The 21688-nt window shown below is 70.9% G+C and carries 20 protein-coding genes, 2 tRNA genes and 1 riboswitch; of the genes, 17 read left to right on the top strand and 5 right to left on the bottom strand.

Annotated elements, in window-relative coordinates; all coding sequences use genetic code 11:
* Positions 1-6: 6 nt before the first annotated feature.
* Positions 7-1239 (bottom strand): GNAT family N-acetyltransferase, encoded by a 1233-nt coding sequence (locus tag MF672_RS29720; protein WP_242381121.1) that lies wholly within the window; start codon positions 1237-1239, stop codon positions 7-9.
* Positions 1240-1357: 118 nt separating this feature from the next.
* Between MF672_RS29720 and MF672_RS29715 the strand changes: the two genes are divergently transcribed.
* On the top strand, positions 1358-2473 hold the full coding sequence (locus MF672_RS29715) for a PP2C family protein-serine/threonine phosphatase (RefSeq protein ID WP_242381120.1): 1116 nt from the start codon (positions 1358-1360) through the stop codon (positions 2471-2473).
* Positions 2474-2600: 127 nt separating this feature from the next.
* On the opposite strand, the gene MF672_RS29710 is transcribed toward MF672_RS29715, so the two are convergent.
* Positions 2601-3197: a response regulator transcription factor gene (locus tag MF672_RS29710; protein ID WP_242381119.1), complete on the bottom strand. Its 597-nt coding sequence runs from the start codon at positions 3195-3197 to the stop codon at positions 2601-2603.
* A gap of 146 nt (positions 3198-3343) precedes the next feature.
* Here MF672_RS29710 and MF672_RS29705 point away from each other — a divergent pair, with 146 nt between their 5' ends.
* Entirely contained in the window at positions 3344-4648 is a 1305-nt protein-coding gene (locus MF672_RS29705; RefSeq protein ID WP_242381118.1) for a M50 family metallopeptidase, read from the top strand.
* A gap of 52 nt (positions 4649-4700) precedes the next feature.
* Here MF672_RS29705 and MF672_RS29700 read toward each other — a convergent pair.
* Positions 4701-4777 (bottom strand) — tRNA-Pro (locus MF672_RS29700).
* An 89-nt stretch (positions 4778-4866) separates the two neighbouring features.
* Here MF672_RS29700 and MF672_RS29695 point away from each other — a divergent pair.
* From MF672_RS29695 to MF672_RS29685, 3 genes are all read left to right on the top strand, one after another.
* A tRNA-Gly gene (locus tag MF672_RS29695) sits at positions 4867-4940 on the top strand.
* Positions 4941-5081: 141 nt separating this feature from the next.
* Complete coding sequence (locus tag MF672_RS29690; protein WP_242381117.1) at positions 5082-5714, top strand: nucleoside/nucleotide kinase family protein; 633 nt, start codon at positions 5082-5084, stop codon at positions 5712-5714.
* A 50-nt stretch (positions 5715-5764) separates the two neighbouring features.
* Complete coding sequence (locus MF672_RS29685; RefSeq protein WP_242381116.1) at positions 5765-7075, top strand: TrpB-like pyridoxal phosphate-dependent enzyme; 1311 nt, start codon at positions 5765-5767, stop codon at positions 7073-7075.
* Positions 7076-7110: 35 nt separating this feature from the next.
* Here the strand turns inward: MF672_RS29685 and MF672_RS52245 are convergent, their stop codons facing one another.
* Positions 7111-7188 carry a 50S ribosomal protein bL37 gene (locus tag MF672_RS52245; protein WP_372513659.1) on the bottom strand — a complete coding sequence of 26 codons (78 nt, stop codon included), beginning with the start codon at positions 7186-7188 and terminating at the stop codon, positions 7111-7113.
* A gap of 142 nt (positions 7189-7330) precedes the next feature.
* Here MF672_RS52245 and MF672_RS29680 point away from each other — a divergent pair, with 142 nt between their 5' ends.
* From MF672_RS29680 to MF672_RS29655, 6 genes are all read left to right on the top strand, one after another.
* A complete protein-coding gene (locus tag MF672_RS29680; RefSeq protein ID WP_242381115.1) occupies positions 7331-8113 on the top strand; it encodes a DeoR/GlpR family DNA-binding transcription regulator in 783 nt (260 codons plus the stop codon).
* On the top strand, positions 8110-9189 hold the full coding sequence (galT, locus tag MF672_RS29675) for a galactose-1-phosphate uridylyltransferase (RefSeq protein WP_242381114.1): 1080 nt from the start codon (positions 8110-8112) through the stop codon (positions 9187-9189). The genes MF672_RS29680 and galT overlap by 4 nt, the downstream gene beginning before the upstream one ends.
* Before the next feature lie 68 nt (positions 9190-9257).
* Positions 9258-9398: riboswitch (cyclic di-AMP (ydaO/yuaA leader) on the top strand.
* Between the two features lie 7 nt (positions 9399-9405).
* Positions 9406-10392, top strand: coding sequence for a VldE C-terminal domain-containing protein (locus tag MF672_RS29670; protein WP_242381113.1), 987 nt, complete (start codon positions 9406-9408; stop codon positions 10390-10392).
* Positions 10393-10538: 146 nt separating this feature from the next.
* Entirely contained in the window at positions 10539-11159 is a 621-nt protein-coding gene (locus MF672_RS29665; RefSeq protein ID WP_242381112.1) for a 2'-5' RNA ligase family protein, read from the top strand.
* A 4-nt stretch (positions 11160-11163) separates the two neighbouring features.
* Positions 11164-11916: a hypothetical protein gene (locus MF672_RS29660; RefSeq protein WP_242381111.1), complete on the top strand. Its 753-nt coding sequence runs from the start codon at positions 11164-11166 to the stop codon at positions 11914-11916.
* An 11-nt stretch (positions 11917-11927) separates the two neighbouring features.
* Positions 11928-12428, top strand: coding sequence for a DinB family protein (locus MF672_RS29655; protein WP_242381110.1), 501 nt, complete (start codon positions 11928-11930; stop codon positions 12426-12428).
* Positions 12429-12466: 38 nt separating this feature from the next.
* On the opposite strand, the gene MF672_RS29650 is transcribed toward MF672_RS29655, so the two are convergent.
* Entirely contained in the window at positions 12467-12949 is a 483-nt protein-coding gene (locus tag MF672_RS29650) for an ATP-binding protein (RefSeq protein WP_242381109.1), read from the bottom strand.
* Positions 12950-13184: 235 nt separating this feature from the next.
* Here MF672_RS29650 and MF672_RS29645 point away from each other — a divergent pair, with 235 nt between their 5' ends.
* The 6 genes from MF672_RS29645 to MF672_RS29620 all read left to right on the top strand — a co-directional run bounded on the left by MF672_RS29645 (position 13185) and on the right by MF672_RS29620 (position 21462).
* Positions 13185-14051, top strand: a complete 867-nt coding sequence (locus MF672_RS29645; RefSeq protein WP_242381108.1) for a Sco1979 family transcriptional regulator — start codon at positions 13185-13187, stop codon at positions 14049-14051.
* Positions 14052-14228: 177 nt separating this feature from the next.
* Entirely contained in the window at positions 14229-15617 is a 1389-nt protein-coding gene (gene tig, locus MF672_RS29640; RefSeq protein ID WP_242381107.1) for a trigger factor, read from the top strand.
* Between the two features lie 393 nt (positions 15618-16010).
* On the top strand, positions 16011-16643 hold the full coding sequence (locus MF672_RS29635; protein WP_302893277.1) for a ClpP family protease: 633 nt from the start codon (positions 16011-16013) through the stop codon (positions 16641-16643).
* A gap of 12 nt (positions 16644-16655) precedes the next feature.
* Positions 16656-17279 carry an ATP-dependent Clp protease proteolytic subunit gene (locus MF672_RS29630; protein WP_091093959.1) on the top strand — a complete coding sequence of 208 codons (624 nt, stop codon included), beginning with the start codon at positions 16656-16658 and terminating at the stop codon, positions 17277-17279.
* 186 nt (positions 17280-17465) lie between these two features.
* Entirely contained in the window at positions 17466-18749 is a 1284-nt protein-coding gene (clpX, locus tag MF672_RS29625) for an ATP-dependent Clp protease ATP-binding subunit ClpX (protein ID WP_020542172.1), read from the top strand.
* Positions 18750-18888: 139 nt separating this feature from the next.
* Positions 18889-21462 carry a valine--tRNA ligase gene (locus MF672_RS29620; protein WP_242381106.1) on the top strand — a complete coding sequence of 858 codons (2574 nt, stop codon included), beginning with the start codon at positions 18889-18891 and terminating at the stop codon, positions 21460-21462.
* Positions 21463-21688 lie beyond the last annotated feature (226 nt).

Below are 21688 nucleotides of genomic sequence, written 5' to 3'. Positions count from 1 at the left end.
CTACGTCTAGAAGACGCGGCCCGCCCACGGTTTGGGGCTCCAGGACATCGCGGTGGCGAGCGCGCGCACCGCGCCCGGGTTGTGCTCGCGCAGCAGCCCGGCGGCCAGCAGCGGGCCGAGCTGGCCGTCGCCCAGGTACGCCGACCCCAGCGCGGCCACCGGCACCGTGAGGTCCGGCTCGTCCTCGACCTGCTTGCACTCCGCGCCGGCGGCGTCGGCGGTCAGCCGCCAGCGGCCCGCGTTCCACGGGCACACGTCGTCCTCGACCTCGATCACCAGGTCCACCGGGGCCGCGTACGCGCGGCCGGTCAGCGCGCGGTCCACCTCCACCAGGCGGACCCACAGCTCGTCGCCCCAGGTCGCGCGGAGCTGCCGGGGGTCGGCCAGCAGCGCCTGCAGCGGGTCGTCCACCGGCCTGCTGCCGGCCCGCACCGTGCTGACCAGGTCGCGGTCCAGCACGTTGCGCCACAGCAGCGCGTACGCCGCCGGGTCGGCCGCCTCCAGCTCCCGCAGGTGCAGCTCGCCGTCCGGCATGCCGTTGTCGTCCCAGGCCGTCTTGACCCGGAACAGCGCGTAGCCGCGCACGCCCCGGTCGTCCTCGGCCAGCACGCAGCGCAGCGAGCCCAAGCCGCGCTGGTCGAACTCCTCGTCGCCCAGCGTGCCGTCCCAGAGGGCGGCGTTGCGCCCGTAGCGCCCCGGCCGGGCGGTCACCACCGACGCGAACAGCCGCTCCAGGTCCGCCCGCACGTCGGCCGGCCGGGCGATCCTGAGCCGCAGCGACGGGTCCGACGGCGCGCCCGCCACGAACGCCGAGGCGCGCGTGCCGATCCGGAACGACAGCTCGCTCGCCGCCCTGCCGTAGCCGAAGCGGCCGTAGATGGCCGACTCCGAGGCGTACAGCGCGGCGACCGCCTCGCCCCGCTCGCGCACGTCGGCGAGCTGGCGGCGCATCATCTGCGACAACACGCCGCGACGCCGGTGCGAGGGCAGCACGCTCACGGCCGTGACCCCCGCCACCGGGCGCGTCGTGCCGCCCGGCACGGCCATGCCGAAGCTGAGGACGCCGGTGGTGCCGATCATGACGTCCCCGTCGAAGACGGCGAGCGTCCGGTCGAACTCGGTCTCCGACTTGAAGCGCTCGGCCAGGCCCGGAGGGGTGGTCCAGCCGAAGCCCTCGTCGAGCACGCGGACGTAGGCGGACCACTCGGACTCGGCGATCGGGCGGATGGAAAAGCTCATCCGTCCACGGTATGAGCGGGCAAAGGGGAAGAGCCACCGAATATCGCCACGTAGTGATCAAGGCCTTGGTCAAGTGGACTGCCCAAACCCGATTCGGACCGATACAGTCAGGCGCATCATGAGTTCCCGTCCGGCGCCGCTGATCCCGCCACGGGTCCGCGCCGTGCTGGTGCGGGTGCCCTTTCTCGTGTCCGCCGTCCGCTTCGTCCGCAGGGGCCCGCTCGCCCGCGACCGCAACCTGCTCATCACCCTCGCCGTGCTCGCGCTGCTCATCGGGGTGCTGGCCGCCGAGGTCTCCACCGAGTGGTTCTCGCCGTCGCTGCTCATCCTGGTCACCCTGGTCGGCGGGCTGCAGCTGCGCCTGCGCAGCCTCGTCGCGCTGCTCGTGGCCGTCGGCGCCGCGCTCGGCTACGTCGCGGCCACGCTCGGCGCGGGCCGCGTCGGGCTGGGGCTCCTGGTGACGATCGGCTTCACCACCGTGCTCGCCGTGCTCATGGCCCGCACCCGGGGCAAGCTGGGCGTGCAGGGGCTGCGCGGCGACGCGATGCTGCTGGAGCTGCGCGACCGGCTCAAGAGCCAGGGCGAGCTGCCGCCGCTGCCCAAGGACTGGGGCGCCAAGGTGGTGCTCAAGCAGGCCGGCGGCTCCTCCTTCGGCGGCGACTTCCTGGTCTCCATGCGCGACGGCGACACCGTCGAGATCGCCCTGGTCGACGTCTCGGGCAAGGGCGTGGACGCCGGCACCAGGGCGCTGCTGCTGTCCGGCACGTTCGGCGGGCTGCTCGGCTCGGTCGACGACTTCCTGCCCGCCTGCAACTCCTACCTGCACAGGCAGCGGGGCGACGAGGGCTTCGTGACGGCCGTGCACCTGCGCCTCGACCTGGCCACCGGCGACTACACGATCACCTCGGCCGGGCACCCGCCGGTGGTCAAGTTCGACGCCGGCACCGGCAGCTGGCAGGTCGCCTCGGCCAAGGGCGTCGTGCTCGGCGTCGTGCCCGACCTGCACTGCGAGCCCGACACCGGCACGCTGCGCAAGGGCGACGCGCTGCTGCTGTTCACCGACGGGCTGATCGAGCAGCCGGGCCGCGACATCGACGCCGGGCTCGACCGGCTGCTCGGCGAGGCCGACCGGCTGCTGCCCTCGGGCTTCCGCGACGGCGCCCGCGCCCTCGTCAACGCCATGGCCTCCGGGCACAACGACGACTGCGCGCTGGTGCTCATCTGGCGGCCCTGACCGTGACGTTCGCCATGGGTCAGGTCGTGAGGAAGGTCACTGGCACGCGGCCCGGGAGGGCTGGAATCCTCTGAATGACCGGGGCACCGGCGGAGCGGCGCGGCTCCACCGGCGCCCCGCCCGCCCCTTACAGCCACCCCGAGTCGCTGGCGATGCGCACCGCGTCCACCCGGTTGCGCGCGCCGGTCTTGCACATGATGCGCGACAGGTGGTTGCGCACCGTGCCCACCGACAGGAAGAGCTGGTCGGCGATCTCCGTCGAGCGCGCCCCCTCCGCGGCGATGCGCAGCACGTCGAGCTCGCGCCGGGTCAGCGGGTTGCTCTCGGAGCGCAGGGCCGCCACGGCCAGCTCCGCCTCGATCGCCCGCGACCCCGCCGCCACCTGGCGCACCGCGTCGGCCAGCCGCTCCGGCGCCACCCGCAGGCTCATGAACCCGAGCGCCGGCCCCGCCAGCACCTTCCGCACCTGACCGGGGTCGGGCAGCGCCGACAGGATCAGCGTCCGGCAGACCGGCAGGCGCTCGGCCAGTTCGGCCACCACGGGCGGGCCCGGCAGGTCGAGATCGACCACCGCCACGTCGGGAGCGCTCGCCCGCGCCGCCGGCGCCACCTCGTCGGCGTGCCCGACCTCGGCCACCACCAGCAGGCCCGGCTCGGCGCCCAGCGTCGCGAGCAGGCCGCGGCGCACCAAGGGCAGGTGTTCGGCAATCAGGATCCTGATCAAGACGTCCCCCTTCGTCGCCTCTCAGAGTGATCGGACGATCACGCAGTGTCAATGGTGTCCCAAAACACGGCAGACCCTTGAGGACGGACGACTTCGACTACCCTGAAGCTGTCGGGACCGTCCGCCTTGCCCTGGAGCGCGCCTAGATGAACTGGCTCTATCTGGTGGGGATCCTCATCTTCCTGTTCGGGTTGATGTTCTCCATCGCGTTGCACGAGATCGGCCATCTCGTGCCCGCCAAGATCTTCGGTGTGAAGGTCACCCAGTACATGGTCGGCTTCGGCTCGACCGCCTGGTCCCGGCGCAGAGGCGAGACCGAGTACGGCATCAAGTGGATCCCGTTCGGCGGCTACATCCGCATGATCGGCATGCTGCCGCCGCGTCCCGGCGACGACCCCGGCAAGCTGCGCAGCACCGCCACCGGCCCCTGGCAGGGCCTCATCGAGTCGGCCAGGGACGCCGCCCAGGAAGAGGTGCGGCCCGGCGACGAGGACCGCGTCTTCTACCGCAAGAAGTGGTGGCAGAAGGTCATCATCATGTCCGGCGGGCCGCTGATGAACTTCGTGCTCGCGTTCGTCTTCTTCAGCATCCTGCTGGTCGGCATCGGCCTGCCCACCTGGGCCCCGATCGTCTCGCCCGAGACGTCCACGTGCGTCATCCCGGTGAGCGAGCAGCGCGACACCTGCAAGCCCACCGACCGGCCCACCCCGGCCGCGCAGGCCGGCCTCAAGCCCGGCGACCGCATCGTCTCCTTCGACAACCAGAAGATCGGCTCCTGGGACGACGCCACCCGCCTCATCCGCTCGCACGGCCCGGGCCCGGTCAGGCTCGGCGTCGTCCGCGACGGCCGGCCGCTGACGCTCGACGTCACCCTCATCGCCCAGGACCGCCCCAACCTCCAGGACCCGAAGAAGATCGACAGGAACGTCGGCTTCCTCGGCGTGCTGCCGACCGAGGTCATGCAGCGCCAGAGCATCGGCGCGGTCATCGGCTACATGGGCGAGCTGACCGGCCGCGTGGCGGGCTCCCTGCTCAACCTGCCGGAGAAGATGGTCGGCGTCTGGCACGCGGCCTTCTCCGGCGAGCAGCGCGACCCCGAGGGCCCGGTCGGCGTCGTCGGCGCGGGCCGCATGGGCGGCGAGATCCTCGCCAGCGACCTGTCCAACGAGAAGAAGATCGCCATCTTCGTCAACCTGCTGGCCGGCTTCAACCTCGCGATCGGCATGTTCAACCTCATCCCGCTGCTGCCCCTGGACGGCGGCCACATCGCCGGCGGCATCTGGGAGGGCATCAAGCGGGCCTACGCCCGGATCATGCGGCGGCCGGAGCCGAAGTACGTGGACATCGCCAAGGTGCTGCCGCTGACGTACGCGATCGCGCTGGTCATGATGGTGATGGCGGGCCTGCTGGTCTACGCCGACCTCGTCAACCCGCTCACCCTCACCGGCTGACGCCCCCGCACGCGACGGAAGGCCCCTCCCGGCTCGGGAGGGGCCTTCCGGCTGGTCGGGGCGACAGGATTTGAACCTGCGACTTCTTGCTCCCAAAGCAAGCGCGCTGCCAAGCTGCGCCACGCCCCGCACCGCCGAGTGCGCATGCGCCCCGCGACTCCGGTACGCTTACGCCCTGACGACCGGATGAAGTCTAGACCAGAGTTCGACCGGTTCGCGCGGACGTAGCTCAATGGTAGAGCCCTAGTCTTCCAAACTAGCTACGCGGGTTCGATTCCCGTCGTCCGCTCCAGATGTCCGAAGGGCCAGGTCGTCCCGTCGCCGGGAGCCTGGCCCTGCGTGCGTGATCAGGGCATGGAGCCCATTCCCCGGCCGGCTCATGGCCGGGCCGTTCGCGTGGTGGCCGGAGCGCGGTGATCGTAGGGTGGAGGGGATGATGCGCGCGCGACCGATCTCCCATGACGTCCTGGTGGAGGAGCTGACCGAGTTGATCGCGGCCCGGCCCCGCGACGCCTGGGTGCGGGTGGCCGTCGACGGAGCTCCCGCCGCGCGGCCCGGCGCGCTGGCCGACGACCTGGTGGCGCCGCTGCGGCTGCGCGGGCGGCCCGTGCTGCGCGTGTCCGCCGCCGACTTCCTGCGTCCCGCCTCGCTGCGCCTGGAGCACGGCAGGACGGACCCCGACGCGTTCTACGAGGACTGGCTCGACGTCAAGGCGCTGCGCCGGGAGGTGCTGGAGCCGCTGGACCCGGGCGGCTCGGGGCGGGTGCTGCCGGCGTTGTGGGACAGCCGGGTGGACCGGGCCTACCGCACGCCGTACGAGGAGCTGCCGCCGGGCGGCGTGGTGCTGCTGGACGGCACGCTGCTGCTGGGGCACGGCCTGGCGTTCGACGTCGCCGTGCACCTGTGGCTGTCCCCGGGCGCGCTCGCCCGCCGCACGCCTGAGGAGGAGCGGTGGCGGCTGCCCGCCTACGAGCGCTACGAGCGGGAGGCCCGCCCCCAGCAGGCGGCCGACGTCGTCGTCAGGGCCGATCACCCCGACCGGCCGGCGGTCCTGGTCGCAGGCTGATCCCCGGCGCGCCACTGGATCGCGGTGCGTGACCGGCGCAGACTGAAACGGTGATCCCCAGCAACTGGTACAACATCGTCCCCGACCTGCCCGCTCCGCCGCCTCCGCCGCTGCATCCCGTCACGCGCGAGCCCGTCGGGCCCGACGACCTGGCCCCACTGTTCCCGATGGGGCTGATCGCCCAGGAGGTCGCCACCGAGCGGTTCGTGCCGATCCCGGAGGAGGTCCTGGAGGTCTACCGGCTCTGGCGGCCGACGCCGCTGATCCGGGCCCGCCGCCTGGAGAAGGCCCTCGGGACGTCGGCCAGGATCTACTACAAGTACGAGGGCGTCTCCCCGGCCGGCTCCCACAAGCCGAACACGGCCGTGCCCCAGGCGTACTACAACGCCCGCGAGGGCGTCCGGCTGCTCACCACCGAGACCGGGGCGGGGCAGTGGGGGTCGGCGCTGGCGTTCGCCTGCTCCCAGTTCGACCTGGAGTGTCAGGTCTGGATGGTCCGCGCCTCCTACGACCAGAAGCCCTATCGCCGCTCCCTCATGCAGGTGTACGGCGCGACGGTGCACGCGAGCCCGTCCCCGGTGACCGGCGCGGGCAGCAAGGTCCTGGCCGGCGACCCCGACTCGCCGGGCAGCCTCGGCATCGCGATCAGCGAGGCCGTCGAGGTGGCCGCCGCGACCCCCGACGCCCGTTACGCGCTCGGCTCGGTGCTGAACCACGTGCTCATGCACCAGACGCTCATCGGCGAGGAGGCCCTGGAGCAGCTTCCCGAGATGCCCGACCTGGTGATCGGCTGCACCGGCGGCGGCTCCAACTTCGCGGGCCTGATGTTCCCGTTCCTGCGCGAGAAGCTGGCCGGCCGCATCGGCACCGTCTTCCGCGCGGTCGAGCCGGCCGCCTGCCCGTCGTTCACGCGCGGCGTGTACGCCTACGACTTCGGCGACACCGCCGGCCTGACGCCGCTGCTCAAGATGCACACGCTCGGCCACTCGTTCGTGCCGGACCCGATCCACGCGGGCGGCCTGCGCTATCACGGTATGTCGCCGCTGCTGTCGCACATGTACGAGCTGGGCCTGTTCGAGGCCGTCACCCGCGCCCAGAACGAGTGCTTCGCGGCCGGTGTCCGCTTCGCCCGCACTGAGGGGATCGTCCCGGCGCCCGAGCCCACCCACGCCCTGGCCGAGACCATCGCGGAGGCCCTGCGCTGCAAGGAGAGCGGCGAGGAGAAGGTCATCCTCACCGCATTGTGCGGCCACGGCCACTTCGACCTCGCGGCCTACGACCGCTTCATGGGGGACCGCATGGAGGACCACACGCTGCCGCAGGAGCGCATCGACCAGGCGCTGACCGAGCTTCCCGGCTGACGGGACCGGGTGGCCGCCGGGCGGCCACCCGGCTCCTAGCGTGCGGTGGGGCGCTTGCCGTGGTTCGCCTTCTTCTTCTTGCGCGCCCTGCCCTTGCGTGCCCGCCTGGCCATAAGCTCGCCTCCCGCGCTCGGGGTCCGGCAGTGATCCCCACAGTCCCGCCGCCGCGCCGACCAGGCAAGGGGTCCTGCCGAACTAACATTCCCCCAACATATTCGTGTCATAATTTGGTGGAATCTGTTGGAAGGAGCTGGGGTGCTCGCACAGCAGCGTCAGCAGGCGATCCTGGAGCGCGTACGCAGCAACGGCGGCGTACGGGTGGCCGACCTCGTCCGCGAGCTCGGCGTCTCCGACATGACCATCCGCCGCGACCTGGAGGTGCTGGCCGAGCGCGGCCTGCTGGAGAAGGTGCACGGCGGCGCGACCGCCCTCGGCCCCGGCTCCACCGAGGAGCCGGGCTTCACCGCCAAGTCCGCCCGCCAGCAGCCGGAGAAGCAGGCCATCGCCCGCCGCGCCGCCCGCCTCGTCCGGCCGGGCACCGCCGTCGCGCTGTCGGCCGGCACCACCACGTGGGCCCTCGCCCACCACCTCGTGAGCGTGCCCGAGCTCACCGTGATCACCAACTCCATCCCCGTCGCCGAGGTCTTCCACCGCAGCCCGCGCGCCGACCGCACGGTCGTGCTGACCGGCGGGGTGCGCACCCCCTCCGACGCGTTGGTGGGCCCGGTCGCGGTGGCCGCGATCCGCCGCCTGCACGTGGACACGCTCTTCCTCGGCGTCCACGGGATGAGCGTGCGGGCCGGGTTCACCACGCCCAACCTGCTGGAGTCGGAGACCGACAGGGAGCTGGTGGCGGCGGCCGGCCGCCTGGTGGTCCCGGCCGACCACACCAAGTGGAACACGGTCGGCATCAGCACCATCGCCGAGCTGAGCGAGGCCGACGTGGTCATCAGCGACGCGGGGCTGCCGCAGGACGCACGCACCGAGCTGGCCGACCGGGCCGGAGAACTCATCATCGCGGAAGAGGGCTCGCTTTGAAGCGCACCATCACCCACCTGGCCGACGGCCGGGAGCTCATCTACTTCGACCGGCGCGACGACGCCGACCGCAGCGCGGTGGACCGGCGCGAGCTGGGCCCCCGGCCGGTGGCCTCCGAGCTGCGCTACGACCCGCTGACGGAGGAGTGGGTCGCGATCGCCGGGCACCGGCAGACGCGGACGTTCCAGCCGACGGGCACGGCCGCCGAGTGCCCGCTGTGCCCGTCGAGGGAGGGCCGGTCGACGGAGATCCCGGCGGACGACTACGACGTGGTGGTCTTCGAGAACCGTTTCCCCTCCTTCTCCCGAAATTTCGGGACTTATGAGGAGGTCGGCGGCCTCAGCGCGGTCCGTCCCGGCGCCGGCCGCTGCGAGGTCGTCTGCTTCACCTCCGACCACGACTCCAGCTTCTCCCGCCTGTCCGACGACCGTGTCGAGCTGGTCATGGAGGCGTGGGCCGACCGCACCGCGGAGCTGTCCGGCATCGAGGGCGTGGAGCAGGTGTTCTGCTTCGAGAACCGGGGCTCGGAGATCGGCATCACGCTCGCGCACCCGCACGGGCAGATCTACGCCTACCCGTACGTCACCCCGCGCACCAAGCTGCACCTCGGCGCGGCCGCCCGGCACCGGGGGGCGGGCAACCTGTTCGCCGACGTCCTCGCCGCCGAGCGGGCGGCGGGCACCCGCGTCGTGACCGCGAACGAGCACTGGACGGCGTTCGTGCCGGCCGCCGCGCGCTGGCCGTTCGAGGTGCACGTGTATCCGCACCGGCAGGTGCCCGACCTGCCCGCGCTGAGCGACGCCGAGCGGGCCGCGTTCGCGCCGCTCTACACCTCGGTGCTGCGGGCCTTCGACGGGTTGTTCGGCGTGGTGATGCCGTACATCTCGGCCTGGCACCAGGCGCCCGTGCGTGAGGGGCGCGACCTGGCGTACCTGCACCTGGAGCTGTTCAGCATCAGGCGGGCGCCGGAGAAGCTGAAGTACCTGGCGGGGTCGGAGTCGGCGATGGGCGCCTTCGTCAACGACGTGCTGCCGGAGGAGGCGGCGCGCCTGCTCCGATCACAACTTGATCACTAATGGATTTCTACTTGGGGTCGCATGACTCGTGATCTACCATTAATATCCCCATATGTACCGGCGGTAACAGCCGTTGCACGCCTAATCCCGGGCGCGTCGCCCGGGAGCCGGGGACCCACCGCACCTGGGGTGAATCCACTTCGGTGGTAGGGACGACACTCTCACGCCCGAACCCGTCAGCTAACCCGGCCGGCTCAGGGAGAGGAACATCAGCACGTGGCGGCTCCGTCCCCCGCGCCCCTTGCCATCAGCCTGGTGACCGGCCTCGTCACCGTCCTCGCCACCCTCGCCGTCCTCCCGGCGGCTCCGGCCCTCGCCGGGGCACGGACGGCGGCCGCCGCGCCGAAGCCCGAGGAGTCGGAGCTGCGGGCCCAGCTCAAGCAGCTCAACACCAAGGTCGACAAGCTCATCGAGCAGTACAACCTCAAGCGCGTCGAGCTGGCCAAGGCCCAGGAGGCCGCGAGCGCCGCCAAGGAGCGCCTGGCCGCCGCCGAGCGCACGCTGGCCGCCTCTGAGCAGCGCGTCGCCGAGCTCGCCCGCCTCCGCTACCAGAACGGCAACCCCCCGGTGCCGGGCTTCATGCTGGACGGCGCCAGCGCGGCCGTGCTCGGGCAGCTCATCACCGAGCAGGAGGCGCTGGTCCAGGGCGTGGCCAAGGCCCGCGACGAGAAGAAGAAGGCCGCCGCCGAGGCCCAGGCGCTGGCGACCAGGATCCGCGGCGACGCGGCCACGGTCGCCGAGCAGCGGAAGAAGGCCGAGGACGTCATCGACGACATCAAGGAGAAGCTGGCCGACCTCGTCCCGTACGGCACCGGCCGCAACTCCGACGGAAGCTGGGCCCCCGAGCTGCCCTCAGGGACGGACAACATCACCCCGCGCACCCGCCTCATGCGCGCGCAGGTGGAGAAGAACTTCGCGCTGCCGTTCAGCGTGGGCTGCTTCCGCGCCGGCTCCAGCGGCGAGCACCCGCTCGGCCGGGCCTGCGACTTCATGATGAGCTCCGGCGGCACCATGCCCACCGCCGCCGACAGCGCCCTCGGCGACCGCATCGCCGCCTGGGCCCTGCAGAACCAGGACAAGCTCGGCATCAAGTACGTGATCTGGAAGCAGCGCATCAACTCGGGCTCCGGCTGGCGCGCGATGTCCGACCGCGGCAGCGTCACCGAGAACCACTACGACCACGTCCACATCTCGATGAACTGAGATTCCGGACATCGAGGGGCCCGCCCCGAGGCCCGGTCCCTGCCGTCCGGCGTGATCGTCCTGCACGTCACGCCGCCCCGCTCCTGACCCGCCGGGCGGCTGGGAGAATGGCGGCGTCCCGGAGCAGGCCGAAGGAGGTGCCGCCGGTGGCGGACGAGGTACGCGCGCACTGGTGGCCGCGCGAGGGCTGGCGCCCCGGCCGGCTGGCCTGCACCTGGCACCTGACCTTCGAACGCGCTCCCCGCCTGCACCGCCTGGCGGAGCGCTACCAGGAGGCGCTGGCGCGGGTGCCCGGCCACCACCCGGTCCCGGTCCGCTGGCTGCACCTGACCATGCAGTCCGTGGGCTGGGCGGACGAGGTGCCGCCCACGCGCCTCGACGCCGTGGCGGCGGCGGTCGCCGTGCGGCTGCGGCGGCTCCCGCCGTTCACGCTGACCTTCCACCGGGCGGCGGTGGCCGGGGAAGGGGTGGTCCTGGAGCCGGCGCCCGCCGACGCGGTGCGCCGCCTCAGGGACGAGGTCCGGGCCGGGATCGCCGCCGTGACGCCGGTGCCGGAGCCGGCGGGGGGCTTCTGGCCGCACGTCAGCCTCACCTACGCGGGCGCCCCGGGGTCGGCCGGGCCGTACGAGGAGGCGCTGCGCGCCGTGACCGCCGGCCCCGCCGAGGTCGAGGTGGACCGGGTGGCGCTGATCGTCCAGGAGCGGGTGCTCGCCCCCGAGTGGGTCTACAGGTGGACGACCCGCGCCGAGGCCCGGCTGGGCGGGTGATCCGGTGGGCACGCCGCTGTTCGCGGACGACCCGATCGCGCGCCCGCTCACCTATCCCGGCCGGATCCCGGCGACCTCGGGCGTGCTGTTCGACGCGGCGTACCTGCCGCTGCGCCCCGCCGCCGGGCGCGGCCCGGAGGAGTGGGAGGCGGGCGGCCGGAGCCTCGCCGCGCTCCTGGCCGGCGGCGGGTTCGCGCCGATGGCCGAGCGTCATCCGGTGGCCGCGGTCGGCTCGAACGCCGCGCCCGGCCAGCTGCTGCGCAAGTTCCGCGGCCACGCCGTGCGCCCGGTCGTGCCGATGACGCTCGCCGACGTCCCCGGTGTCGCGCCGGGGGTGTCGGCGCACGTCAGCAGGTGGGGCTACGTGCCCGCCGCGCCGATCGGCACGCCGGGGGAGACCTCCCGGCTGTTCGTGCTCTGGCTGGACGAGCGCCAGCTCGCCGCCCTCGACCTCACCGAGCCCAACTACGAGCGCCGCCTCCTGGACCGGCCCGTCACGCTGGAGTCCGGCCTGCGCCGCCCGCCCGTCTCGGTCTACACCGGCAGGCACGGCTGCCTGGCCGGCCCCGGGGGCGCGCCCCGGCGGCTCGCCCCGCAACGCGTCCTGATCCAGGACCTCCTCGACGCCTCGCCGGAGCTGCGCCGCCTGTGCGGCGGCACGCCCGAGGACTTCGTCGGCAAGGTACGGGACGACGGCGTGCGCGAGGCGGTCTGCCGCGTCCTGCAGACCGGACACCGTGCTCAGAGCGCGCGATAAGGTCGGATCCCGTGACAGACTCCCGTATCCCGCCCCCGCTCACCGGGGACGAGCGCACCGTGCTCGGCAACTGGCTCGAATGGCACCGCGCCACCCTCGTCTACAAATGCGAGGGCCTGAGCGACGAGCAGCTGCGCCTGCGCAGCGCGCCGCCGTCCACGCTCTCCCTGCTCGGGCTGGTCCGGCACATGGCGCACGTCGAGCGCGCGTGGTTCCGCCGCGTGCTGAACGGCGAGGACGTCCCCAAGCTGTGGGACAAGGACCGCGACAACGACGCCGACTTCAACGAGGTCGACACCGCCTCGGTGGAGGAGGCGTTCGCGACCTGGCGCGACGAGGTCGAGCGGGCCCGCGCGATCTCCGCCGCCAAGCCCCTGGAGGCCGTGGGCGACCGCAACGGCCGCGAGTGCACGCACCGCTGGATCCTGGTCCACATGATCGAGGAGTACGCCCGCCACAACGGCCACGCCGACCTGCTGCGCGAGCGCATCGACGGCGCGACGGGCGACTGACGGGGGACTGACGGGAGACAGGCGGCCGGGGAGGCCGGTCAGGACTCGGTGCGGAACAGCGCCCAGACGGCCTTGCCGCCCCGGGCCAGCCGGTCCCAGCCCCAGCTCTGGCTGTAGGTCTCGACGATGTAGAGCCCGCGGCCGTTCTCGGAGATGAAGTCGGGCTCCTTGCGGCGCGGCACCTCGTCGCTCGGGTCGGCCACGGCCAGCAGCACGTGGGGCGTGACCCGCATGAGCAGCAGCTCGATCTCGCGCCGCCCGGAGGCCCGCATCGCGTAGCGGACCGCGTTCGTCACCAGCTCCGAGACCACGAGGGCGGCGTCGTCGCTCAGGTCGTTCAGCCCCCAGCCCCTGAGGGTGGAGCGGGTGACGTCCCTGGCGGTCTTCACCGAGTCGGCCTGGAAGGGCAGCGGGCACGAGGTGGTGAACGACTTGCCGGCGTGCCCCATGAGCAACCGGTCGAAGCCGACCTCGCGGGTGATCTGCAGGCAATCGGCAGTGGCCAGAGGGTCCTCTACCATGCCGCCGATACCTCCCCGTAAAGCCTTGGTTAGTGCATGTTTGGCCCAATATGCACTAAGCCATCATGGGTCACGACGGCGGCGGCTGCAAGACCCAAATGCACGTGCAGACGCAATGTGCAGTAGCAAGCACCGTTTTACGGGTTGTCAGCAGCGAATCGGACACCCGGCTGAGACCTTGTCATACCAGGCGATGTGGTGTCACTGTGTGGTGCGGACCTTGATAGGAGGCACAGTGACGCAGAACCAGCCGGGTTCCGGGCCGACGGCGCTGCGCATCCTCCTGGGCTCCCAGCTGCGCAAGCTCAGGGAGGCGAAGAACGTCACTCGCGAGGAGGCGGGCCACCTCATCCGGGGCTCCGAATCCAAGATCAGCCGCATGGAGCTGGGCCGGGTGGGGTTCAAGGAGCGCGACGTGGCCGACCTGCTGACCCTGTACGGGGTCGTGGACCAGCAAGCCCGCTCCGCCGTGCTCGACCTGGTCGCCACCGCCAACGAGCCGGGCTGGTGGCACCGGTTCAACGACGTCCTGCCCACGTGGTTCCAGGCGTACGTCGGCCTCGAGGAGGCCGCCACCAGGATCAGGACCTACGAGGTCCAGTTCGTGCCAGGGCTGCTGCAGACCAAGGAGTACGCCAGGGCGGTGGTGACCGCCGGCGCGGCGGGCATCGGCGCCGAGGAGATCTCCAGGAGGGTGGATCTCCGGCTGGAGCGCCAGAGGATCTTCGACCGGCCGGACGGGCCGGTCTTCTGGGCCGTGATCGACGAGGCGGCGCTCCGCCGCCCCATCGGCGGCGCCGAGGTGATGAAGGCTCAGCTGGAGCACCTCGTCGACCTCATGCGCCAGCCGAACATCACGATCCAGATCATGCCCTTCAGCTTCGGCGGGCACAGCGCGGAGGGAGGGGCGTTCAGCATCCTGCGCTTCCCCGACCCCGACCTGCCGGACGTGGTGTACGTCGAACAGCTCGCCAGCGCCCTCTACCTGGACAAGCGCGAGGACGTGGACCGATACAGCGAGGTCATGGAGCGGCTGTGCGCCGTCAGCACCACGCCGGACGAGACGACCGAGCTGCTGCGGACGATCGCGGACGAGTTCTGACAATGCTATGACCGCGCGGACGTCGTGGTTGGGTGTGCATCTGCCCTAGACTGGACCACCGGCGTTGGATGCCGCCGTGGCGGAGCATGCCCAACACCGCACATGTGGGCGCGGCGCGTGAGCCGACCGAATGGACGCGCCCGCGATCACTCGTAGCTTGATCAAGGAGACCATTCCGTGAAGACCGCTGTCGAGGAGCTCAGCCCCACGCGGGTCAAGCTCACTGTCGAGGTGCCGTTCGACGAGCTGCGCCCGAGCATGGATGCGGCGTACAAGAAGGTCGCGCAGCAGGTGCGCGTCCCCGGGTTCCGGCCTGGCAAGGTCCCGGCCCGCATCATCGAGCAGCGCTTCGGCCGGGCGGTCGTCCTGGAGGAGACCCTCAACGACGCCGTGCCCAAGCTGTACGGCCAGGCCGTCGACGAGGCCGACGTGTTCCCGGTCAGCCAGCCTGACATCGAGGTCACGAAGATCGACGACGGTGAGCAGATCGAGTTCACCGCCGAGGTCGACATCCGGCCCAACTTCGACGTGCCCGACTACCAGGGCATCGAGGTCACCGTCGACTCCGCCGAGGTCACCGACGAGGACGTCGACGCCCAGCTCGACGCGCTGCGCCAGCGTTTCGCCACGCTGACCGGCGTCGAGCGGCCCGCGGCCCGCGGCGACTACGTCGTGATGGACCTGCGCGCCGAGATCGACGGCAAGAACATCGAGGAGCAGGCCGCCAGCGAGGTGTCCTACGAGGTCGGCGCCGGCTCGGTGCTCCAGGGCCTCGACGACGCCCTGGAGGGCATGTCCGCGGGCGAGGAGAAGAGCTTCACGACCGAGCTGGTCGGCGGCGAGAACGCCGGCGAGCAGGCCGAGGTCATCATCAACGTCAAGTCGGTCAAGGAGAAGGTGCTGCCCGAGCTTGACGACGAGTTCGCCCAGCTCGCCAGCGAGTTCGACACGCTCGACGAGCTCAAGACCAGCATCCGCGAGCAGGCCCGCCGCAACAAGCTCATCGACCAGGTCGTGCAGACCCGGGAGAAGGCGCTCGACGCGCTGCTCGACCAGATCGACATCCCGCTGCCCGACAGCGCGCTCAAGGCCGAGATCGACGCCCGCAAGCACAACCTCGACCACCAGATCGCCGAGAGCGGCCTGAGCCGCGAGGCCTTCTTCCGCCTCTACCAGACGACGGAGGAGGAGCGCTTCGCGGAGTTCGACAAGAACTCCGCCCGCGCGCTCAAGGTCGGCTTCGTGCTCGACAAAATCGTCAAGGCCGAGGAGCTGGGCGTCTCCGAGCAGGAGCTGACCAACTTCGTCGTGCGCCGCGCCATGGAGATGGGCGTCCAGCCCAACGAGCTGGCCAAGCACCTGGCCGACAACGACCAGCTCACGCTGGCCATGGTCGAGATCGTCCGTGACAAGGCCAAGTCCGTGATCGGCGACGCCGCCAAGGTCGTCGACAGCGACGGCAACGAGGTCGACCTCAAGGCCATCTACACCGAGATCAACGGCGAGGCCCCCGTCGAGGACGAGGCCCCCGCCGAGGAGCAGGCCGAGGAGAAGGCCGAGGCGTAGCCCTCACCCGATCCCCGCGAGCCCCTGGACACCCGTCCGGGGGCTCCGCCTTTTCCGGTGGCCGCGCGCGCGTCTTCCTCTGAGGTCTTCCTCTGGCGGCTGAGGTCTTCCTCTGGCGGCTCCCACGTCGGCGCGGCGCTGAGACGGCCGTTGCCGGACGCGCGGCGGCCCGGACCCTTCCGGACCGCCGCTCCGGGCCCGTGCCGCGTGCTCCGCCCTCTCAGGGCCCTCCAGGGACATCCCGCGCACGGCCCCTCGCTCCCTCCGGGGCTCGCAAGGGGCCGGGCATGCGCCGTCAGCGAACAGTCCGGCAGAGCGGGCATGACCTGTGGGCGACGCGCGTTAAGGTCACAAGCAAAGCCAATCGATTACGACGCATCGGAAGGTGACGCTGTGACCAGCCCGCCGACCTTCTATCAGCCTGAGTCTCGAGGCCGTGAGAACGGCTCCGCCTTCCGGCTTGAGGACCAGCTTTACCAGCGCCTGCTCCGGGAGCGCATCATCGTGCTGGGGCAGGAGGTCAACGACGAGATCGCCAACCGGATCTGCGCTGAGCTGCTGCTGCTCGCGGCCGACGACCCCGAGCGCGACATCACGCTCTACATCAACTCGCCGGGTGGCTCGGTGAGTGCCGGCATGGCCATCTACGACATGATGGAGTACGTGCCCAACGACGTCTCCACGGTGGTCATGGGCATGGCCGCGTCCATGGGCCAGTTCCTGCTCACCGCGGGCGCCAGGGGCAAGCGCTACGCCCTGCCGCACGCGCGGGTCATGATGCACCAGCCCTCGGGCGGCATCGGCGGCACCGCCGCCGACATCGCGATCCAGGCCGAGCAGATGCTCTACGTGAAGAAGACGCTCGCCGAGCGCATCGCCTTCCACACCGGGCAGTCGCTGGACCAGATCGAGGCCGACTCCGACCGCGACCGCTGGTTCACGGCAGAGGAGGCCAAGGACTACGGCTTCATCGACCACGTGGTCCGCAGCGCGCGACAGGTGCCCTCCGCGGGCCCGGTCTCCTAGGGGGAGCCTGACATGAACATCCAGAGCCGTTACGTTCTCCCCTCCTTCGTCGAGCGCACGTCGTACGGCGTGAAGGAGATGAACCCCTACAACAAGCTCTTCGAGGACCGCATCATCTTCCTCGGCGTGCAGATCGACGACGCGTCGGCCAACGACGTGATGGCCCAGCTCCTCACGCTGGAGTCGCTCGACCCCGACCGTGACATCAGCATCTACATCAACTCGCCGGGCGGCTCCTTCACCGCGATGACGGCGATCTACGACACGATGCAGTTCGTCCGGCCGGAGATCCAGACCGTCTGCCTCGGCCAGGCCGCCTCCGCCGCGGCCGTGCTGCTGGCCGGCGGCACCCCGGGCAAGCGCTTCGCGCTGCCCAACGCCCGGGTGCTGATCCACCAGCCGTCCACCGAGGGCGGCGGCCAGGGCAGCGACATCGAGATCCAGGCCCGCGAGATCCTCCGCATGCGCACGCTGCTGGAGGACATCGTGGCCCGGCACACCGGTAAGGCCTCCGCCGAAGTCCGTAAGGACATCGAACGCGACAAAATTCTCAACGCGGACGAGGCAAAGGCGTATGGTCTGATCGACGACATCATCCCGTCCAGGAAGAAACGAGCTCAGGCCGTGGCTTCCTAGACGAGACGTGACGCACCGGAGCGCTGCCCAATAGGGCACGTTCCGGTGCGACTCGCCGCTAGGGGGCTCACTGAGGGCCCAGAAGACGGTAACGTCGAAACCTGAGCGGTTCGGCCAAGTCCGGAGGATGTCCGGAGACACTGCTCTCGCGAGAGCAGGGCGGTCCCACGCAAAGGAGTATCTGGGGTGGCACGCATCGGCGACGGGGGAGACCTGCTGAAGTGCTCTTTCTGTGGAAAGAGCCAGAAGCAAGTCAAAAAGCTCATTGCCGGTCCAGGCGTCTACATCTGCGATGAGTGCATCGATCTCTGCAACGAGATCATCGAGGAGGAGCTCTCGGAGTCCTCCGAGCTCAAGTGGGACAACCTGCCCAAGCCGAGGGAGATCTACGAGTTCCTCGACGCCTACGTCATCGGTCAGGACAAGGCGAAGAAGGCGCTCTCGGTGGCGGTTTACAACCACTACAAGCGGGTGCAGTCCGGCGACCGGGGCAGAGACGACGGCCTGGAGCTGGCCAAGAGCAACATCTTGTTGCTCGGGCCCACCGGCTCGGGCAAGACGCTGCTGGCGCAGACCCTGGCGAAGATGCTCAACGTGCCCTTCGCCATCGCCGACGCCACGGCGCTCACCGAGGCCGGCTACGTCGGCGAGGACGTCGAGAACATCCTCCTCAAGCTGATCCAGGCCGCCGACTACGACGTCAAGAAGGCCGAGACCGGCATCATCTACATCGACGAGGTCGACAAGATCGCCCGCAAGAGCGAAAACCCGTCGATCACGCGCGACGTCTCCGGTGAGGGCGTGCAGCAGGCGCTGCTGAAGATACTGGAGGGCACCACGGCCTCGGTGCCTCCGCAGGGCGGCCGCAAGCACCCGCACCAGGAGTTCATCCAGATCGACACCACCAACGTGCTGTTCATCTGCGGTGGCGCGTTCGCCGGTCTGGAAAAGATCATCGAGTCGCGCATCGGCAAGAAGGGCATCGGCTTCAACGCGATCATCCGGTCGAAGGAAGAGATCGACACCGCCGACATCTTCGCCGACGTCATGCCGGAGGACCTGCTGAAGTTCGGCATGATCCCCGAGTTCGTCGGCCGCCTGCCGGTCATCACCTCGGTCCACAACCTCGACCGCGAGGCGCTCATCCAGATCCTCACCGAGCCGCGCAACGCGCTGGTCAAGCAGTACCGCAAGCTGCTCGAGCTCGACGGGGTGGAGCTGGAGTTCACCGACGGCGCGCTGGAGGCCATCGCCGACCAGGCCATCCTGCGCGGCACCGGCGCCCGCGGCCTGCGCGCCATCCTGGAGGAGGTGCTTCAGTCCGTCATGTACGAGGTGCCCTCCCGCCAGGACGTCGCCCGCGTGGTCATCACCCGCGAATCGGTGCTGGAGCACGCGATCCCGACGCTCGTCCCGCGCGACCAGCTCGCCGTGAAGCAGCAGCGCACCCCGCGCGAGAAGTCGGCCTGACCGGGCCCGTCAGACCAGGCCGAGCGCCCCGTGGCAGCAAGCCACGCGGGCGCTTCCGGCTTTCAGGGCCCTTTTCGGCGCCTTTCCCACACCGTCCGCGAGCGAGCGGGGCGTTTTCCGCTTGCCGCCGTCCCTAGAATTGGTCACTGTGACAACGCCAGAGCTGCCTACCCAGTACACACCGGCCGACGTCGAGACCCGCAGCTACGAGCGCTGGGTGTCGCAAGGCTACTTCGGCGCCGACCCGGGCAGCTCGCGCGAGCCGTACAGCATCGTCCTGCCGCCGCCCAACGTGACGGGCGTGCTGCACATCGGGCACGCGCTCGACCACTCCATCCAGGACGCGCTCACCCGCCGCGCCCGCATGCAGGGCCGCGAGACGTTGTGGCTGCCCGGCATGGACCACGCCGGCATCGCCACCCAGAACGTCGTGGAGCGCGAGCTGGCCAAGGAGGGCCTGTCGCGGCACGACCTCGGGCGCGAGGCGTTCGTCGAGCGGGTCTGGCAGTGGAAGGAGGAGTCCGGCGGCCGCATCCTCGGCCAGATGCGCAAGCTGGGCGACGGCGTCGACTGGTCGCGCGAGCGCTTCACCATGGACACCGGCCTGTCGCGGGCCGTCCAGACCATCTTCAAGCGCCTGTTCGACGACGGGCTCATCTACCGCGCCGAGCGCATCATCAACTGGTGCCCGCGCTGCCACACCGCGCTGTCCGACATCGAGGTCGAGCACAGCGAGGACGAGGGCGAGCTCGTCTCGATCCGCTACTCCGACGACCTCGTGGTCGCCACCACCCGGGCCGAGACCATGCTCGGCGACACCGCCGTGGCCGTGCACCCGGGCGACGAGCGCTACGCGCACCTGGTCGGCACGATGGTCGAGCTGCCGCTGACCGGCCGCATGATCCCGGTGGTCGCCGACGAGCACGTCGACCCGGCCTTCGGCACCGGCGCGGTCAAGGTCACCCCGGCCCACGACCCCAACGACTTCGAGATCGGCCGGCGCCACTCGCTGCCGTCCATCACGATCATGGACGAGCGCGGCGTCATCACCGCGCACGGCCCGTTCGAGGGGCTCGACCGCTTCGAGGCCCGGCCCGCCGTCGTGGCCGCGCTGCGCGCCGAAGGCCGCATCGTCGCCGAGAAGCGCCCCTACCTGCATGCGGTCGGCCACTGCTCGCGCTGCAAGACCGTGGTCGAGCCGCGCCTGTCGCTGCAGTGGTTCGTCAACGTCGCGCCGCTGGCCAAGGCCGCCGGCGACGCCGTCCGCGACGGCCGCACCCGCATCCACCCGCCGGAGATGGCCAAGCGCTACTTCGACTGGGTCGACGACATGCACGACTGGTGCATCTCGCGCCAGCTCTGGTGGGGCCACCGCATCCCGGTCTGGTACGGCCCGAACGGCGAGGTCGTCTGCGTCGGCCCCGACCAGGACCCGCCCGCCGGCTACACCCAGGACGCGGACGTCCTCGACACCTGGTTCTCCTCCGGGCTGTGGCCGTTCTCCACGCTGGGCTGGCCCGACCACACGCCCGAGCTGGAGCGCTTCTACCCGACGACCGTGCTCGTCACCGGCTACGACATCCTGTTCTTCTGGGTCGCCCGGATGATGATGTTCGGCCTGTACGCCATGGACGGCCGGCCGCCGTTCCGCACCGTGGCGCTGCACGGCATGGTCCGCGACCAGTACGGCAAGAAGATGTCGAAGTCGTTCGGCAACGTCGTCGACCCGCTCGACTGGGTCGAGCGCTTCGGCGCCGACGCCACCCGCTTCACCCTGCTGCGCGGCGCCAACCCCGGCGCGGACGTCGCCGTCAGCGAGGAGTGGGCGGCCGGCTCCCGCAACTTCTGCAACAAGATCTGGAACGCCACCCGCTTCGCCCTGATGAACGGCGCGGCCACCGGCTCCCTCGACGGCGCCGAGCTGACCGCGGCCGACCGGTGGATCCTGTCGCGCCTGCAGACCGTGATCGGCGCGGCGGACGCGGCGCTGGAGGAGTTCGAGTTCGCCAAGGCCGCCGACCTGCTCTACCACTTCGCGTGGGACGAGGTCTGCGACTGGTACCTGGAGCTGGCCAAGATCCAGCTCGGGGAAGGGCTCGACCACACCCGCCTGGTGCTGGGCAACGTGCTCGACGCGCTGCTGCGGCTGCTGCACCCGCTGGTGCCGTTCGTCACCGAGGAGCTGTGGCGGGCGGTCACGGGCGGCGAGTCGATCGTCGTGGCCGCGTGGCCGTCGGTCGATCCCCGATACGCCGACCCGGCCGCCGAGGCCGAGATCGTCGCGTTGCAGGAGCTGGTGACGGAGGTCCGCCGGTTCCGCTCCGACCAAGGGCTCAAGCCCGGGCAGAAGGTGGCGGCCCGGCTGGGCCTGACCGGCACGCCGCTCGCGGCGCAGGAGACCGCCGCGCGGTCGCTGCTGCGCCTGACCGAGCCCGGGGAATCGTTCACGCCGACGGCGCGTTTGGAAGTGGGCGGGGTGAGCGTCGAGCTCGACACCGCCGGCGCCATCGACGTCGTCGCCGAGCGCAAGCGGCTGGAGAAGGATCTCGCGGCCGCGCGCAAGGAGGCGGAGCAGGTGGCCGCCAAGCTGGGCAACGAGCAGTTCATGGCCAAGGCGCCCGACAACGTCGTCGCCAAGGTCAGGGGCCGGGCCGAGCAGGCCGCCGCCGACATCGCGCGGCTGGAGGCACAGCTCGCCGGGCTCGGTGTTTGAACCGTACGGACGCGGGGAAGGTCTATTCGTTACCGAAGATGGACCTTCCACGCCCGTAGGGCTGCTACAGTTTTCTGCGCAGGGCGGTTCCGCCCTGGCACTCCTCACACGAACTCCCGGCAATCGGGCTGCGTCTGACCTGGCGGTTGGACAAGGGCCGAAAGTTGGAGTAAGTTACGAGGGTTGCCTCCGAGAGGGGCAAGTCCGGAAGCTCCCGGAACGGGCG

The sequence above is a fragment of the Actinomadura luzonensis genome (genome assembly GCF_022664455.2).
Classification (GTDB): Bacteria; Actinomycetota; Actinomycetes; order Streptosporangiales; family Streptosporangiaceae; genus Nonomuraea; species Nonomuraea luzonensis.
Note: the sequence above shows the minus strand (reverse complement) of the source record. Positions and strands in the feature narration are given on the sequence as shown.